Origin of the sequence: Pseudomonas putida (genome assembly GCA_029953615.1) — a bacterium.
Lineage (GTDB): Bacteria > Pseudomonadota > Gammaproteobacteria > Pseudomonadales > Pseudomonadaceae > Aquipseudomonas.
In genome coordinates, this window is sequence record CP124529.1 from 4,925,310 (window position 1) to 4,940,485 (window position 15,176).

Below are 15,176 nucleotides of genomic sequence, written 5' to 3' on the forward strand. Positions count from 1 at the left end.
GGAAAAGACATGCGCTCCTATAGATACTGTACCGACCGTGAGGATGGCGCAGTTCCTGTGGGAGCGGGCGCGCCCGCGAAGAGGCCCTTACAGGCTCCCGATCAATGCGGCCCGCGCGGAATGGTCTTCAGCAGGTCTTCCGGGCTGATATGCCCAACTACCTGCGCCACCGCGCTGCCCGGGGTCGGCAGGTCGATGATGTGGCTTTTCATCTTGCCGATCACATGCATTTCACACGGCTTGCAGTCGAACTTCAGTGTCAGCACCTCATCACCCTGAATCAGCTGCATCGGTGCCACCTTGGTGCGCACGCCGGTCACGCCCTTGGCCTGCTTGGGGCACAGGTTGAAGGAGAAGCGCAAACAGTGCTTGGTGATCATCACCGGTACTTCGCCGTGCTCTTCATGGGCCTCGTAGGCTGCGTCGATCAGCTGCACGCCATGGCGGTGGTAGAAGTCGCGGGCCTTCTGGTTGTACACGTTGGCCAGGAACGACAGGTGTGACTCCGGGTACACCGGTGGCGGCGTAGTCTCGGCCTTGCGCACGCCACGCGGGTGGGCCTGCACCCGTGCGGCAGTCAGCGCCTCGATGGCTTCGCGGCGCAGGGCCTTGAGCTGCGAGTTGGGGATGAAGTACGCCTGCGGTGCATCCAGTTGGATGCTGTCCGCGTGGTACATGGTGGTGCCCAACTGGCCGAGCAGGTCGTGCAACTGCTCCAGTGCCTGCTGCGGCTTGTTGGCCGCGCCGAACGGGCCGTCCAGGGCCACTTGCACGCTCACCCCTTCTTCACTGCTCAGGGTCAGCATCAGGCGCTGCTCGCGCAGCACCGCGTGCCATTCCACGCCAACCCGGCGCTCGGACGAAGTGCGTTGCAGGGCCTGCTGCCAGTTGTGGTCGAGGTTGCGCGACAGCGGGTGGTTGGGCCGCAGCTTGTACAGGCCCTCAGGCATTTCGTTGGGCTCCACGCGGTAGCGGTAGCGCTTGTTGCCGTCTTCTTCGAACTCGCCTCGCGGCTCGGCGATGTTGGCGCGGAAGCCAACCACCTCGCGCTTGACCAGCACATTGAGGCCGTCGCCGTTGGTCAGCGGTACGTCGGTGACCACTTGCATGTCGCGCTTGCCGACCTTTTCCACCACGCCCACCGGCAGGCCGGTGAAGGTTGGTGAATCAAAGGCGCCGATATCTACCTTGCGGTCGGTGACGAAGTAGTCGGTGCTGCCGCGGTGGAAGGTTTTATCCGGGTCAGGCAGGAAGAAGTGCTCGGTACGGCCACTGGACGCGCGGGCATACTGTGGGCGGCCTTCAAGGATGGCATCGAGCTCTTTGCGGTAGTGGGCGGTGATGTTCTTCACATAGCCCATGTCCTTGTAACGGCCCTCGATCTTGAACGAACGCACGCCGGCATCCACCAGGTCGGCCAGGTTGGCGGTCTGGTTGTTGTCCTTCATCGACAGCAGGTGCTTCTCGAACGCCACCACGCGGCCCTGGTCGTCTTTCAGGGTGTAGGGCAGGCGGCAGGCCTGCGAGCAGTCGCCACGGTTGGCGCTGCGGCCGGTCTGCGCGTGGGAGATGTTGCACTGGCCGGAGAAGGCCACGCACAGCGCACCATGGATGAAGAACTCGATGGCAGCATCGGTTTCGGCGGCGATGGCGCGGATTTGCTGCAGGTTCAGCTCACGGGCCAGGACCAGTTGCGAGAAGCCGGCCTGGTCGAGGAACTTGGCCCGCTCCAGGGTACGGATGTCGGTCTGGGTACTGGCGTGCAGCTCGATCGGCGGGATGTCCAGCTCCATTACCCCCAGGTCCTGCACGATCAGCGCATCGACACCGGCGTCGTACAGCTGGTGGATCAGCTTGCGTGCCGGCTCCAGCTCGTTGTCGTGGAGGATGGTGTTGATGGTGGTGAACACGCGTGCGTGGTAGCGATGGGCGAACTCGACCAGTTCGGCGATATCGCTGACTTCGTTGCAGGCGTTATGGCGTGCGCCGAAGCTCGGGCCGCCGATGTAGATGGCGTCTGCACCGTGCAGGATCGCTTCGCGGGCGATGGCCACGTCACGGGCAGGGCTGAGCAGTTCCAGGTGATTCTTTGGAAGGGACATGTCGTTATAGGTTCGGGCTGTCACGGTTTAGGCGGGCATTGTAGCGGCGAAACGGGCTGGCGGCATCATCGGGGTGCCGAGAGGTGTACTACCTGCACCGGCCCTATCGCCGGCAAGCCAGCTCCCACAGGTACTGCACAGGCCTGAGGGCAGCGCGGTCGAGGTGGGAGCTGGCTTGCCGGCGATAGGGCCCTTGCAGGTAAATCAGCGCTTGGCAGCCATTGCGGTCACTTCCACGCGCATGCCTTCGAACGCCAGTGCAGCGACACCCACGGCGGCGCGTACCGGCCAGGGCTTGCTGAAGAAGCGCTGATACACCTCGTTGAACGCCGCGCGGTCGGCCATGTCGGTGAGGTAGATGGTCAGGTGCAGCACCCGGTCCATGCCGCTACCGGCCTTCTCCAGCGCCACTTTCAGTGCTTGCAGGGTGCATTCGCTCTGCTCGACGATGCCGCCCAGCTCCAGGCTGCCATCGGCGTGAGTCGGGATCTGCGTGGTAACCAGCATGCCGTTGTACTCGGCGACGTCGGAGGAAATCGACTCGGCGTCCGGGTCCGGGGTGTAGATGATGTCTGCATTTGCCATGGTGTGTTTTGCCTTGCAACGGAAGGAAAGCGGCAAGCCTACGCGAGCACACTGGTCGGGTCGAGGGTGCCCCGGTGTTTGAAATGCGCGGCGTTCGCCGTCAGAATCGCGGCCGATTGCAAAACCAGGGGTTTACGTTGAACGAACAGACTTTGTCCAGGCGCCTGGAGCGCGTGGCTGCCCATGTGCCGCAGGGCGCACGCCTGGCTGACATCGGCTCGGATCATGGCTTCCTGCCGGTGGCCTTGATGCTACGCGGGGTGATCGAGGCAGGGGTGGCGGGTGAGGTGGCGCAGACGCCGTACGCTTCGGCTCAGCGCACTGTCCGCAGGAACGGGCTGGAGGACCGCGTCACCGTGCGCCTGGCCGACGGCCTGGCTGCGGTCGAGCCACAAGACCGTATCTCGGTGGTCAGCATTTGCGGCATGGGTGGCGACACCATGTGCCAGATTCTGGAGGCCGGTAAACAGCGCCTTGGCGGCGTCGCGCGCTTGGTGCTGCAGCCCAACGGTGCTGAGCGCGAACTGCGCCAGTGGCTGGCAGGCAATGGCTACCAGATCGTCAGCGAAGAACTGCTGCGGGAAAACCGCTTCGACTACGAGATCATCGTCGCCGAGCCGGGCGGGGCTGCATACACCGCTGAACAGCTGTACTTCGGCCCGGTGCTGTTACAAGAGAAAAGCGAGGCGTTCCTGGTCAAGTGGCGGCGCATGCTGCGGCAGAAGCAGCAGACCCTGGCCAACTTCGAGCGGGCCCGCGATGCGGTGCCTCAGGCGAAAGTCGACGATTTCCGGCAACAGGTTGGCTGGATCACCGAGGCGCTGGCCTGACTTACTGCTGCGAGCAGTTGCCCATTTCCCGATAGTCGACTTCGCGCTTCTGGCCCTGGTGGTCGACATAGACCATGTGCGCCGTGCCAACCTGGCAGTCGGCGGCGTTGCTGGCTGGCGTGATGGAGATGACTTTGGCAATGTCCAGTGGCATGCCGTATTCGTAGTTGCTGCTGCTGACCGGCTGGTTGTTGCCAGCGTCGGCCAAGGCACCGAACGAGGCGAGGGTAGCGGCAACGGCAAGGACAGCGATCGAACGTTTCATGGCAGGCTCCTTTTTTCAATGTATGGCTAATGATGTATTCATTGGTCACACACAATAAATGGGCTAAGCCGTGATAGATTCCTGCCTGTAACGTAAGAATAAGGCCGAACAAGGAGCACACCTACATGGACATGCTGCATGCCATGCGTACCTTCGCCCGCGTGGTGGAATGCGGCAGCTTTGCTGCGGCCGCCAATGCCCTGGATATTTCAGCGGCGCAGGTGTCGCGCATCGTCGCCGAACTGGAAAACCAGCTGCAGACACGCTTGCTGCATCGCACCACCCGGCGCCTGCGTATGAGCGAGGCGGGCGAGCGGTTTCTGGAGCGGGCGCGGCAGATCATGCTGCTGACCGAAGAGGCGGTTGGCGAAGCCCGAGGCGCGCACCTCACGCCGCGCGGGCGCCTGCGCTTGCATTGCCCGCACGGCATGGGCCTGTTGCTGATGCCGCTGGTGGCCGGCTACAACGCGCTGTGCCCGGAAGTGGTGATCGAGCTGACCTTGTCCCAGCGCAACCCCGACCCGTTGGCCGAAGGGCATGACGTGGTGATTACCGTTGATGGGGCATTGCCGGATTCACAGCTGATCGCTGTGCCGCTGGGCAACATTTTCAGCATCCCCTGCGCGGCCCCGGGGTACCTGGAGGCCTATGGTGTGCCGGAACGTCCCGAAGATTTGCACAGCCATCGCTGCCTGCGCATGGCTTACCCGATGTATGAAGGTGACTGGGTGTTCCCGCAAGGGGTTGACCAGTGCGTGATCGCGCCGAACGACAGTTTCTCCACCAACGTCGCCGACGCCATGCTGGTGGCCAGCGAACTGGGCATGGGCATTGGCCTGCTGCCGTTCTATACCGCCAGCCAGGCGATCGAGCAGGGGCGCTTGTGCCGGCTGCTGGCGCCGTATCGGCTGAGGGAGAGCGCGCTGTATGCGATGTACCCGTCACGGCATTACCTGGATGCCAAGGTGCGCACCTGGATCGACTACCTCAAGGAGCAACTGCCGGCGTTGTTCGAGGGGCATGCCAGGGTGGTGGATGATTCGCGCTATTGGCGTTGAAGCACTGATCTGTTTTTTGAGGCAACTTCTTGCACTGCCTTCACTGGCCCTATCGCCGGCAAGCCAGCTCCCACAGGTTCATCACAGGTCCTGAGAGCGGTGCAGTACCTGTGGGAGCTGGCTTGCCGGCGATGGGCCGCACAGCGGCCCCACTATTCCAGCCAGTTACAGCGGATAGTGCTTCAGCTCCCGCGCAATCAGCATGCGCTGGATCTCGCTCGACCCTTCATAAATCTGGGTAATCCGCGCATCGCGGTAGTAACGCTCCACCGGGTAGTCCTCAAGATAGCCATACCCGCCATGCACCTGGATCGCCATCGAGCACACCCGCTCGGCCATTTCCGAGGCGAACAGCTTGGCCTGCGAGGCCTCCGACAGGCACGGCTTGCCGGCGCTGCGCAGGCGTGCGGCATGCAGGATCAGCAAGCGCGCGGCATTGACCTGCACTTGCATGTCGGCCAGCAGGTTGGCGATGCTCTGGTGCTCGTTGATCGGCTTGCCGAACTGCACGCGGTCGCGCGAATAAAGCAGCGCTGCCTCGAACGCGGCGCGGGCAATGCCCAGGGCCTGGGCAGCAATGCCGATACGGCCGCCTTCGAGGTTGGACAAGGCAATGGCCAGGCCCTTGCCACGCTCACCGAGCATATTGGCCGCAGGGATACGGCAGTTGTCGAAGGTGACCGCGCAAGTGTCGGAGGCGCGGATGCCCATCTTGTGCTCGCTGCGGTCAACCTTGAAGCCCGGGTTGTCGGTAGGCACCAGAAACGCCGACAGGCCCTTTTTGCCCAGCTCCGGGTCGGTCACGGCAAAGACGATCGCCAAGCCGGCACGGCGGGCATTGCTGACGAACTGCTTGGCGCCGTTGATCACCCACTGGCCATCCACCAGCTCGGCACGGGTGCGCAGGTTATGCGCCTCGGAGCCGGCTTGCGGCTCGGTCAGGCAGAAGCAGCCAATCACCTCGCCGGTGGCCAGGCGCGGCAACCACTGCTGTTGCTGTTCGGCTGTGCCATAGGCCAGCAGCGGGCCGCAGCCGACCGAGTTGTGAATGCTCATCATCGCCCCGGTGGCGCCGCAACCGGCGGCGATTTCTTCCACCGCCAGGGCATAGGCGACGTAGTCGGTGTAGCTGCCGCCGAAGTCTTCTGGCACCACCATGCCCAGCAGGCCCAGTTCGCCCATCTTGCGCACCACGCCATCATCGATCCAGCCGGCCTTTTCCCAGGCCTGGGCATGCGGGGCGATTTCGCCACGGGCAAAGTCCCGGGCCATGTCGCGGATCATGATCTGTTCTTCGCTCAGTTCCAGGTCTTGCATCTGTGTACTCCCGGGCTCACAGGCCTTCGAAGAATTGGTCGACCCGCTGGCGTTGCAGCGCGGCCAGGGTCGGCGGGTTCCAGCGGGGCTGCTTGTCCTTGTCGATGATCAGGGCGCGTACGCCTTCGATGATATCGCCGTGCTGGAACCATTGGCGGTCCAGGTGCAGCTCCATGGCAAAGCAGTCGTCCAGACCCAGGTGGCGACCGCGGCGCAGCATCTCCAGCGTAACCGCCATGGCCAATGGCGAGCGGCTTTCCAGCTGATCGGCGGTGGCCACCGCCCAGGCGTGGCTGTCGCCGATGCTGACCGCACGCAGTTGCTCGACGATGGCGGGCAGGTCGGGTAGGGCGAAGAAGTGGTCGATGACCGGGCGCAGTTTTTCCAGTGGTGCATCGCCCAGCACCTGGGTGCCGAGCTTGGCCAGCAAGTTCTGCAGGTCTTTGAGCGGGTGGTCGCCGAAGCTCAGCTGGTCCAGGCCTTGGTCGAGGGCGGCGAGCTGGTCGCTAGCCAGGTACCAATCGGCCAGGCCGCAGTACAGGGCATCAGCCGCCTGGATCTGCGCGCCGCTGACGCCCAGGTAAATGCCCAGCTCGCCGGGGATACGCGACAGGAAGTAGCTGCCGCCAACATCCGGGAAGTAGCCAATGCCAACTTCGGGCATGCCCAGCCGGCTGCGCTCGGTCACTACGCGCAGGTCGCAACCCTGGGCCAAGCCCATGCCGCCACCGAGGGTGAAGCCGTCCATCAGCACCAGCACCGGTTTGCGGTAACGATGGATGACCAGGTCGAGGGCGTATTCCTCGACGAAGAAGGTTTCGTGCAGCGTGTCGCCGGCTTTGAAGCTGTCATGCAGCGAGCGGATGTCGCCACCGGCACAGAAGCCCTTGGGGCCTTCGCCGCGAAGCACCACGGCCAGCACTTGCGGGTCTTCGGCCCACTGGTCCAGGTGCTGGCGCAGGCTGCGGACCATGTCCAGGGTCAGGGCATTGAGGCCGGCGGGGCGGTTCAGGGTCAGGTGGCCGACCTGGTTGCGGACCTCGGCCAGCACATGGTCGGTAGCCGAGGTATGAGCGTGCGCAGTCATTGCGTTCTCCCTGCTTTGTTATTGATTTTCCAAGTGAAGTCTGGAGTTCGCTGGAGGATCGCAGGATCCTGTCATGCGAATTTGCCTTGCACAATCGACAAATCTGCAGGGGGATTCTGCATTTTTGCGATGTGCAACGATACCGCCACTCCTGTAGGAGCAGCCTTGTGCTGCGAAAGGGCCGTAGGGTTGATGACATTCTATGGCGGTAAGGGCCTCTTCGCAGCACAAGGCTGCTCCTACAAAAACCAAAGCGCCCTTGAATCATTAACCTGACAGTAACGGAAGTGCCAGTAGCTTGATTGATCCCCCAGCCACACCGGCCCTAAGGTGACCCCACGACAGCGAACCCGTGGAGTCATCATGACAACAACCAGGAACCCACCGCCGCAATGGTCGCGGCGGCGCGCCGAAAAGCAGCGCCGCCTTGACCGGGTCCGCCACCTCGCCGACGGCGTGGTGCTGCCCACCGAGCGTATCGTCGAAGCCCTGGAGTTGCTGCTCGCTCCTGGCGACCGGGTAGTGCTCGAAGGTAACAACCAGAAGCAGGCCGACTTCCTCTCGCGCGCGCTGGCCAAGGTCGACCCGGGGCGCCTGCACGACTTGCACATGATCATGCCCAGCGTCAGCCGCGCCGAGCATCTGGACCTGTTCGAACGGGGCATCGCCCGCAAGCTCGACTTCTCCTTCGCTGGCCCGCAAAGCCTGCGCATCGGCCAGCTGCTGGAAGACGGCCTGCTCGAAGTCGGTGCCATCCACACCTATATCGAGCTGTATTCGCGGTTGCTGGTCGACCTGATCCCCAACGTCACCCTGGTGGCCGGCTTCATGGCCGACCGCGACGGCAACCTGTACACCGGCCCCAGTACCGAAGACACACCGGCACTGGTGGAGCCGGCCGCCTTCAGCGACGGCATCGTCATCGCCCAGGTCAACCAGCTGGTGGAGCACGTGGATGACCTGCCACGGGTCGATATCCCGGCGTCGTGGGTCGATTTCGTGGTGGTCGCCGACCAGCCCTTCTATATAGAACCGCTGTTCACCCGCGACCCGCGCCATATCAAGCCGGTGCACGTGCTGATGGCGATGATGGCCATTCGCGGAATCTACGAAAAGCACCAGGTGCAGTCGTTGAATCATGGGATTGGCTTCAACACCGCTGCCATCGAGTTGATCCTGCCTACCTATGGCGAGTCGCTGGGCCTGAAGGGCAAGATCTGCCGCAACTGGGCACTCAACCCGCACCCGACCCTGATCCCGGCCATCGAGACCGGCTGGGTGCAAAGCGTGCACTGCTTCGGTACCGAACTGGGCATGGAGGACTACATCGCCCAGCGCCCGGATGTGTTCTTCACCGGCCGTGATGGTTCGCTGCGCTCCAACCGCATGATGTGCCAGCTGGCCGGGCAGTACGCCGTTGACTTGTTCATTGGCGCTACCTTGCAGGTGGATGGCGATGGCCATTCCTCGACCGTGACCCGCGGCCGCCTGGCCGGCTTCGGCGGTGCCCCGAACATGGGCCACGACCCACGAGGCCGGCGCCATGCCACCCCGGCCTGGCTCGACATGACCGTGCCGGAAACCATGCTCGAACGCGGCCGCAAGCTGGTGGTGCAGATGGTCGAGACCTACCAGGAAGGCGGCAAGCCCACCTTCGTGGAAACCCTTGATGCCGTGGAAGTGGCCAAAAAGGCCGGCATGCCACTGGCGCCGGTGATGATCTACGGCGACGACGTTACCCACCTGTTGACCGAGGAGGGCATTGCCTACCTGTACAAGGCCCGCAGCCTGGAAGAACGCCAGCAGATGATCGCCGCCGTGGCTGGGGTTACCGCCATCGGCCTGCGGCACGACCCCAAGGATACCGTGCGCCTGCGCCAGCAAGGCCTGGTCGCCTTGCCCGAAGACCTTGGCATCCGCCGCACCGACGCCAGCCGCGGACTGCTGGCTGCGCGCAGCATCGCTGACCTGGTCGAATGGTCCGGCGGCCTCTACAACCCGCCTGCACGGTTCAGGAGCTGGTGATGAAAGCACTCGACTTGCAACCGCATGAGCTTCTTCGCGGGCACGCCCGCTCCCACAGGAAAAGTGACGCACTGGAAATTTGCATCATCCCTGTGGGAGCGGGCATGCCCGCGAAGAGGCCAGCACAGGCAACCGAAATACCCCTGGCCGACCACCTGGCCGACCTGGCCGTGGAAGCCCTGATCGACGAAGCCGACCTGTCCCCCAAACCCGGCCTGGTCGACCGCCGCGGCAACGGCGCCCACCGCGACATGACCCTGGCCCTGATGCACGCCTCGGCCCTGGCCCTGTGGCCATGCCTGCGCAACATGGCCGCAGCCGCCCAGGCCATCGGCACCATTGGCCAGCCCTTGCGCGCCACCCTGGGCCAGCTCGGCCGCGAAGGCGAAGCCGCAATGCTGGCCGCCACCCACGGGGTAAACACCCACCGCGGCGCAATCTGGGCCCTGGGCCTGCTGGTAGCGTCCAGGGCTCTTGGCCCCGATACCGACGCCACCACCCTGGCCGCCCGCGCCGGGCGTATCGCCCTGTTCGACGACCCTGCCATGACCCCGCAAGACAGCCACGGCCAGCAGGTAAGCCGCCGCTACGGCACCAGCGGCGCCCGCGAACAGGCACAACAAGGCTTCCCCGCCGTCGTCGGCCACGGCCTGCCACAACTGCAGCGCAGCCGCGCCGCTGGTGCCAGCGAGGCCCACGCGCGGCTCGACGCCTTGCTGGCGATCATGGCCGTGCTCAGCGATACCTGCGTGCTCTGGCGCAGCGGCCCGGCCGGGCTGGCTGCTGTCCAGCGCGGTGCACAGGCCGTACTCGCCGAAGGCGGTAGTGCCACGCTGGCAGGGCGCCGCCAACTACGTCACCTCGACCAGCAGCTGCTGCACCTGAATGCCTCACCAGGCGGCGCCGCCGATCTGCTGGCCGCCTGCCTGTTCATCGACAAAGCCGGGAGCCTGTGACATGGAAACCCTGACCTTCAATTTCCCCGCCGCCGAACCTGGGCGTGGCCGCACGCTGGTGGGCTGTGTCAGCTCCGGCGACCTCGAAGTGCTGATCGAGCCCGGCACTGCCGGCAACCTGCAGATTCAGGTAGTGACTTCGGTAAACGGCAGTGGCGCCCGCTGGGCACAATTGTTCCAGCGCCTGTTCCAAGGCCGCGCCTGGCCGGCCGTGAACATCGACATTCATGACTTCGGCGCCACCCCAGGCGTGGTGCGCCTGCGCCTGGAGCAAGGCTTCGAGGAGATTGCCCATGACTGACACCGCACGATTGCTGCGCAGCCGCAGCTTTGTCGAACTGGGCGCCCGTCAGCGCGCCCGCGCTGTGCTCGACCCGGGTAGTTTCCGCGAACTGCTGGGCCCGTTCGACCGGCTGATATCGCCGTGGCTGCCGCGCCAGGGCATCGTGCCGCAGGCCGACGATGGCGTGGTCATCGCCAAGGGACGGCTGAACGGGCGCAACGCTGTGGTAGCGGCCATCGAAGGCGGCTTCCAGGGCGGCAGCATGGGCGAGGTGGGCGGTGCCAAGATTGCTGGCGCCCTGGAACTGGCCATCGACGACAACCGCAACGGCATACCCACCTGCGCGGTGTTGCTGCTGGAAACGGGCGGTGTGCGCCTGCAGGAGGCCAACCTCGGCCTGGCGGCAATTGCCGAAATCCAGGCAGCGATTGTCGAACTGCGTACCTGGCAGCCGGTAATCGGCCTGATTGCAGGCTCGGTGGGTTGCTTCGGCGGCATGTCGATCGCTGCCGGGCTATGCAGCCACTTGCTGGTCACCCGTGAAGCCCGCCTGGGCCTCAACGGCCCGCAAGTGATCGAGCAGGAGGCCGGCATCGGCGAATACGACGCCAAGGACCGCCCCTTCATCTGGAGCCTGAGCGGTGGCGAGCAGCGCCATGCCAGCGGGCTGGTCGATGGCTATGTCGCTGACGACATTGAAGCCTTGCGCGACCGCTTGCTGCAACTGCTCGACGCACCCTCCACAGACCGCGCCAGCCAGCACGCCTGGTTCCTCGAGCGTCTGGCCCGGCTGGGCAGTGACTGCCCGCAACTGGACGCCGCTGCGGTGCGTGACCTTTATCAAGGAGAAGCCAAATGAACCGTGCCTTGAACTGGCTGCCGGGCCTGGCCGGCGGGCAAGCCTTGCCGGGCTACCCCGCGTCGTTGCGGGTTATGGACGGCGAACTGGACAACCGCCTGGCGCGCTTCATCGCCGTGGTGCCGGATGCCGACAATCCGTTCCCCCGCGCCCGCTCGGGCGAGGTCGGCCTGCTGGAGGGCTGGGGCCTGGCCAAGGCCGTGAGCGAGGCGGTGAAGGCTGACCGCAACGGCCAGAAGCGCGCCATCGTTGCGCTGATCGATGTACCCAGCCAGGCCTATGGCCGCCGCGAGGAGGCTTTGGGCATTCACCAGGCGCTGGCCGCTGCCGTGCAAGCCTATGCCCAGGCGCGGCTGGCCGGGCACCCGGTGATCGGGCTGTTGGTCGGCAAGGCCATGTCGGGTGCCTTTCTGGCCCACGGCTACCAGGCCCAGCGCCTGATCGCTCTGGACGATGCCGGGGTAATGGTGCACGCCATGGGCAAAGCGGCAGCGGCGCGGATCACCCTGCGCAGCGTCGAGCAGCTGGAAGCCCTGGCCGCCGAGGTACCACCCATGGCCTATGACCTGGCCAGCTACGCCTCGCTGGGCCTGCTGTGGCGCCGCTTGACGGTGGACAACGCCGAGGCGCCGAGCAGCGCCGACATCGCCCAGGTGCGCGCCTGCCTGGCCGACGCGGTGCGCGACATTGGCAGCTCTACCGATCTGTCGTCGCGGCTGGCAGGGGAAAACCGCAGCGCCTCGCGCCAGGTACGCGAGCAACTGCGCCGCCAGTGGCAGGGCGCTTGAGATGAACGCGCCAAGGCCGCACGATTTGCTCTGGGGGATGCCTGCCTCGGGCTTGCCCGCTGATGCGCCGCAATGGGCGCGGGAAGTGCTGGCAAGCGGCCGGCCGGTGGTGGTGCGCCGTGCCACCTGTGAGGAAGGTTGGGTGGCGGTCGGGCTGCGTGGTCAGGGCCGGGCGCAGCGCCTGGGGGCGTTGATGCGGCTGGCAGATATCCAGCGTCAGCTAGGCCCCGAAGCGCTGCGCTGGCAAACGCAAAGCCCTTGGCCTGCGCTGCGGGCTTTGGCCTCGGTTGCCCCGGTGTTGAATGCCAGCGGCCTGGCTTGGGGGCCAACAGGCGGGGTTGGGTACCAGATTGCTACCGGTATCGACGTGATACATGCCGACAGCGACCTCGACCTGCTGCTGCATACACCACAACCGCTGGCCCGTGCGCAGGCACGAGAACTGCTGGATATCCTCGACTGCGCGCCGTGCCGTATCGACGTTCAGCTGGAAACCCCGGCGGGTGCTGTCGCCTTGCGTGAATGGGCTGGCTTCGCCCGTCGCTTGCTACTCAAGTCGCTACATGGCCCGCTTTTGGTCAGCGACCCATGGTCAGCGCTGGAGCGTGCCGCATGAGTAGCCTGTTTGCCTTTCCCGGCCAGGGCGCCCAGCAGGTAGGCATGCTGCAGTACCTGCCTGAAGGTGCCGGGCAAATTCTGGAGGAGGCCAGCGACAGTCTCGGCCAATCAGCACTCGCGCTGGACAGCCAGCAAGCCTTGCAATCTACCCGCGCCGTGCAGCTGTGCCTGCTGCTGAGCGGCGTGGCCTGGGCGCGCTGGCTAATGCAGCGCAGCCCCGCGCCGGACTATGTGGCGGGCTTGTCGATCGGGGCTTACCCGGCTGCTGTCGTGGCGGATGCCCTGGAGTTTGCCGATGCCGTGCGCCTGGTTGCCCTGCGTGGCGAACTGATGCAGCGCGCCTATCCGCAAGGGTACGGCATGACGGCACTCAGCGGGCTGGACCTGGCCAGTGTCGAACGCTTGTTGAACGATACGGACGGCGAGGTGTATGTCGCCAACCTCAACAGCGAGAACCAGATCGTCATCGCCGGCAGCGATACCGCGATGGCCGCGCTCGCCGCCAGGGCACGCCGCCTTGGCCAGGGCGTTGCCCGGCGCCTGGCGGTCAGCGTGCCGTCGCATTGCCCGCTGCTGGATGGCCCGGCGGCCGAACTGGCCAGTGCTTTCGCCACGGTCGAGTTGCGGCGACCGCGTATCACCTACCTCAGCGGCAGCAGCGCGCGGCCGATATTCGACCCACAGCGCCTGCGCGACGACCTGGCCGGCAACATGGCGCGGGTGGTCGACTGGCGTGCCACGTTGCGCAACGCCTATGAGCGTGGCGTGCGCCTGCACCTTGAACTGCCGCCCGGCAATGTGCTCAGCGGGCTGGCCCGGCCGGTGTTCGAACAGGGCAGGGTGGTTGCTGTTGAAGGCACCCGTTGGGACACCCTGGATGCGCTGCTGCGCCAGGAGGTGGCCGACGAACGATGATGGCAACACCGCGGCGGATGGTGATCCCTGTGGGAGCGGGCGTGCCCGCGAAGCAGGCACCTCGGTGAGTGGCACGGGCTTTGCCCGTGTTCGCGGGCCCGCCCGCTCCCACATTGACCGCGAAAGCTGCAAGAAAAGTGTGTTTACGAAGAACAACAACAAGCAACTTCGACACTACCCGAGGAAAACAATAATGATCATCTATGGTGTGGCACTGCTGGCCGTCTGCACGCTTGCCGGCGTCATCGTCGGCGACTTCCTGGGCGTGCTGCTGGGCGTCAAATCCAATGTGGGCGGGGTCGGCATCGCCATGATCCTGCTGATCTGCGCACGCCTGTACATGCACCGCAACGGCGGCATGAGCAAGGAGTGCGAATTTGGTGTGGGATTCTGGGGCGCCATGTATATCCCGGTGGTGGTGTCCATGGCCGCCCAGCAGAACGTGGTTACCGCCCTGCACGGCGGGCCGGTGGCGCTGTTGGCGGCGATAGGCGCGGTGCTGGTGTGCGGCGCAACCATCGCCCTGATCAGCCGCAGCCACCGCGGCGAGCCTCTGCCAGCGGTTGAGGCGGGCCGCGAAACCAATGTGCAGGCTGCCCCTGCAGGAGGACGCTGAACATGTGGCCGATCATTGATAATGCCCTGGAACACAACGGCCTGATCACTGCCTTTGCGGCAGTCGGCGGGATCATGTGGCTGTCGGTGCTGTTGTCGAAGTACCTGACCTTTGGCCGCGTGCACGGCTCGGCCATCGCCATCGTCATCGGCCTGGTGCTGGCCTGGGTCGGCGGTACCATCACCGGGGGCCAGAAAGGCCTGGCTGACATGGCGCTGTTTTCCGGCATCGGCCTGATGGGCGGGGCCATGCTGCGTGATTTCGCCATTGTTGCCACGGCATTCGAGGTGCAGGCCACCGAAGCTCGCAAGGCCGGCATGATCGGCGCGGTGGCGTTGCTGCTGGGCACGGTGCTGCCGTTCATTGTCGGCGCGGCGGTGGCTTATACCTTCGGTTACCGCGACGCGGTGAGCATGACCACCATTGGCGCGGGCGCGGTCACCTATATCGTCGGGCCGGTTACCGGAGCGGCGTTGGGTGCCAGCTCGGACGTGATGGCCTTGTCGATTGCCACCGGGTTGATCAAGGCGATCCTGGTGATGGTATTCACTCCGGTGTCGGCGCGCCTGCTGGCGCTGGACAACCCGCGTTCGGCGATGGTGTTTGGCGGGTTGGCGGGGACGGTGTCGGGGGTGACGGCCGGGCTGGCGGCGACTGACCGGCGCCTGGTGCCGTATGGGGCGCTGACGGCTACCTTCCATACCGGGTTGGGCTGCCTGATGGGGCCATCGATCCTGTATTTCTGCGTACGCGCCTTGGTCGGTTGACTACAAACGCAAACCCGGAAGCCTGCGCGGTCCCTGTGGGAGCGGGCGTGCCCGCGAACACCGGCGCAGCTGGTGCCATCCATAGCGGTGAACTGCTTCGCGGGC

16 protein-coding genes are annotated in these 15,176 nt (G+C 65.1%); 11 read left to right on the forward strand and 5 right to left on the reverse strand.

The window, feature by feature from the left end; genetic code table 11:
* Window positions 1-101: 101 nt before the first annotated feature.
* Entirely contained in the window at window positions 102-2,102 is a 2,001-nt protein-coding gene (locus QIY50_22540) for a U32 family peptidase (GenBank protein ID WGV20049.1), read from the reverse strand.
* Window positions 2,103-2,306: 204 nt separating this feature from the next.
* Window positions 2,307-2,687, reverse strand: coding sequence for a RidA family protein (locus QIY50_22545; GenBank protein WGV20050.1), 381 nt, complete (start codon window positions 2,685-2,687; stop codon window positions 2,307-2,309).
* A gap of 137 nt (window positions 2,688-2,824) precedes the next feature.
* Here QIY50_22545 and QIY50_22550 point away from each other — a divergent pair, with 137 nt between their 5' ends.
* Window positions 2,825-3,517 carry a tRNA (adenine(22)-N(1))-methyltransferase TrmK gene (locus QIY50_22550; GenBank protein ID WGV20051.1) on the forward strand — a complete coding sequence of 231 codons (693 nt, stop codon included), beginning with the start codon at window positions 2,825-2,827 and terminating at the stop codon, window positions 3,515-3,517.
* Window position 3,518: 1 nt separating this feature from the next.
* On the opposite strand, the gene QIY50_22555 is transcribed toward QIY50_22550, so the two are convergent.
* On the reverse strand, window positions 3,519-3,782 hold the full coding sequence (locus QIY50_22555) for a DUF2790 domain-containing protein (protein ID WGV20052.1): 264 nt from the start codon (window positions 3,780-3,782) through the stop codon (window positions 3,519-3,521).
* A 125-nt stretch (window positions 3,783-3,907) separates the two neighbouring features.
* On the opposite strand from QIY50_22555, the gene QIY50_22560 reads away from it, so the two are divergent.
* Window positions 3,908-4,840, forward strand: coding sequence for a LysR family transcriptional regulator (locus QIY50_22560; GenBank protein WGV20053.1), 933 nt, complete (start codon window positions 3,908-3,910; stop codon window positions 4,838-4,840).
* A gap of 165 nt (window positions 4,841-5,005) precedes the next feature.
* On the opposite strand, the gene QIY50_22565 is transcribed toward QIY50_22560, so the two are convergent.
* Window positions 5,006-6,157: an acyl-CoA dehydrogenase family protein gene (locus QIY50_22565; protein ID WGV20054.1), complete on the reverse strand. Its 1,152-nt coding sequence runs from the start codon at window positions 6,155-6,157 to the stop codon at window positions 5,006-5,008.
* 16 nt (window positions 6,158-6,173) lie between these two features.
* Window positions 6,174-7,244, reverse strand: a complete 1,071-nt coding sequence (locus tag QIY50_22570) for an enoyl-CoA hydratase/isomerase family protein (GenBank protein ID WGV20055.1) — start codon at window positions 7,242-7,244, stop codon at window positions 6,174-6,176.
* Between the two features lie 363 nt (window positions 7,245-7,607).
* Here QIY50_22570 and mdcA point away from each other — a divergent pair, with 363 nt between their 5' ends.
* From mdcA to madM, 9 genes are all read left to right on the forward strand, one after another.
* Window positions 7,608-9,269 carry a malonate decarboxylase subunit alpha gene (mdcA, locus tag QIY50_22575; GenBank protein ID WGV20056.1) on the forward strand — a complete coding sequence of 554 codons (1,662 nt, stop codon included), beginning with the start codon at window positions 7,608-7,610 and terminating at the stop codon, window positions 9,267-9,269.
* A gap of 104 nt (window positions 9,270-9,373) precedes the next feature.
* Window positions 9,374-10,225, forward strand: a complete 852-nt coding sequence (locus QIY50_22580; protein ID WGV20057.1) for a triphosphoribosyl-dephospho-CoA synthase — start codon at window positions 9,374-9,376, stop codon at window positions 10,223-10,225.
* A gap of 1 nt (window position 10,226) precedes the next feature.
* The gene (locus QIY50_22585) at window positions 10,227-10,526 is read left to right on the forward strand and encodes a malonate decarboxylase subunit delta (protein WGV20058.1); all 300 of its coding nucleotides are present in this window, start codon (window positions 10,227-10,229) and stop codon (window positions 10,524-10,526) included.
* On the forward strand, window positions 10,519-11,367 hold the full coding sequence (locus QIY50_22590; protein ID WGV20059.1) for a biotin-independent malonate decarboxylase subunit beta: 849 nt from the start codon (window positions 10,519-10,521) through the stop codon (window positions 11,365-11,367). Before QIY50_22585 ends, QIY50_22590 begins: the two co-directional genes overlap by 8 nt.
* Complete coding sequence (gene mdcE / locus QIY50_22595) at window positions 11,364-12,155, forward strand: biotin-independent malonate decarboxylase subunit gamma (protein WGV20060.1); 792 nt, start codon at window positions 11,364-11,366, stop codon at window positions 12,153-12,155. The genes QIY50_22590 and mdcE overlap by 4 nt, the downstream gene beginning before the upstream one ends.
* Before the next feature lies 1 nt (window position 12,156).
* Window positions 12,157-12,771: a malonate decarboxylase holo-ACP synthase gene (locus QIY50_22600; protein WGV20061.1), complete on the forward strand. Its 615-nt coding sequence runs from the start codon at window positions 12,157-12,159 to the stop codon at window positions 12,769-12,771.
* Entirely contained in the window at window positions 12,768-13,688 is a 921-nt protein-coding gene (mdcH, locus tag QIY50_22605) for a malonate decarboxylase subunit epsilon (protein ID WGV20062.1), read from the forward strand. The genes QIY50_22600 and mdcH overlap by 4 nt, the downstream gene beginning before the upstream one ends.
* Window positions 13,689-13,881: 193 nt before the next feature.
* A complete protein-coding gene (gene madL, locus QIY50_22610; GenBank protein ID WGV20063.1) occupies window positions 13,882-14,304 on the forward strand; it encodes a malonate transporter subunit MadL in 423 nt (140 codons plus the stop codon).
* A 2-nt stretch (window positions 14,305-14,306) separates the two neighbouring features.
* Window positions 14,307-15,071 carry a malonate transporter subunit MadM gene (gene madM / locus QIY50_22615; GenBank protein ID WGV20064.1) on the forward strand — a complete coding sequence of 255 codons (765 nt, stop codon included), beginning with the start codon at window positions 14,307-14,309 and terminating at the stop codon, window positions 15,069-15,071.
* Window positions 15,072-15,176 lie beyond the last annotated feature (105 nt).

Bases quoted from the DNA above. Each gene is read 5' to 3' on its own strand.
- QIY50_22540 (WGV20049.1), bottom strand. From the start codon at position 2,102: ATGTCCCTTCCAAAGAATCACCTGGAACTGCTCAGCCCTGCCCGTGAC.
- QIY50_22545 (WGV20050.1), bottom strand. From the start codon at position 2,687: ATGGCAAATGCAGACATCATCTACACCCCGGACCCGGACGCCGAGTCG.
- QIY50_22555 (WGV20052.1), bottom strand. From the start codon at position 3,782: ATGAAACGTTCGATCGCTGTCCTTGCCGTTGCCGCTACCCTCGCCTCG.
- QIY50_22560 (WGV20053.1), top strand. From the start codon at position 3,908: ATGGACATGCTGCATGCCATGCGTACCTTCGCCCGCGTGGTGGAATGC.
- QIY50_22565 (WGV20054.1), bottom strand. From the start codon at position 6,157: ATGCAAGACCTGGAACTGAGCGAAGAACAGATCATGATCCGCGACATG.
- QIY50_22570 (WGV20055.1), bottom strand. From the start codon at position 7,244: ATGACTGCGCACGCTCATACCTCGGCTACCGACCATGTGCTGGCCGAG.
- mdcA (WGV20056.1), top strand. From the start codon at position 7,608: ATGACAACAACCAGGAACCCACCGCCGCAATGGTCGCGGCGGCGCGCC.
- QIY50_22580 (WGV20057.1), top strand. From the start codon at position 9,374: ATGCCCGCGAAGAGGCCAGCACAGGCAACCGAAATACCCCTGGCCGAC.
- QIY50_22585 (WGV20058.1), top strand. From the start codon at position 10,227: ATGGAAACCCTGACCTTCAATTTCCCCGCCGCCGAACCTGGGCGTGGC.
- QIY50_22590 (WGV20059.1), top strand. From the start codon at position 10,519: ATGACTGACACCGCACGATTGCTGCGCAGCCGCAGCTTTGTCGAACTG.
- mdcE (WGV20060.1), top strand. From the start codon at position 11,364: ATGAACCGTGCCTTGAACTGGCTGCCGGGCCTGGCCGGCGGGCAAGCC.
- QIY50_22600 (WGV20061.1), top strand. From the start codon at position 12,157: ATGAACGCGCCAAGGCCGCACGATTTGCTCTGGGGGATGCCTGCCTCG.
- mdcH (WGV20062.1), top strand. From the start codon at position 12,768: ATGAGTAGCCTGTTTGCCTTTCCCGGCCAGGGCGCCCAGCAGGTAGGC.
- madL (WGV20063.1), top strand. From the start codon at position 13,882: ATGATCATCTATGGTGTGGCACTGCTGGCCGTCTGCACGCTTGCCGGC.
- madM (WGV20064.1), top strand. From the start codon at position 14,307: ATGTGGCCGATCATTGATAATGCCCTGGAACACAACGGCCTGATCACT.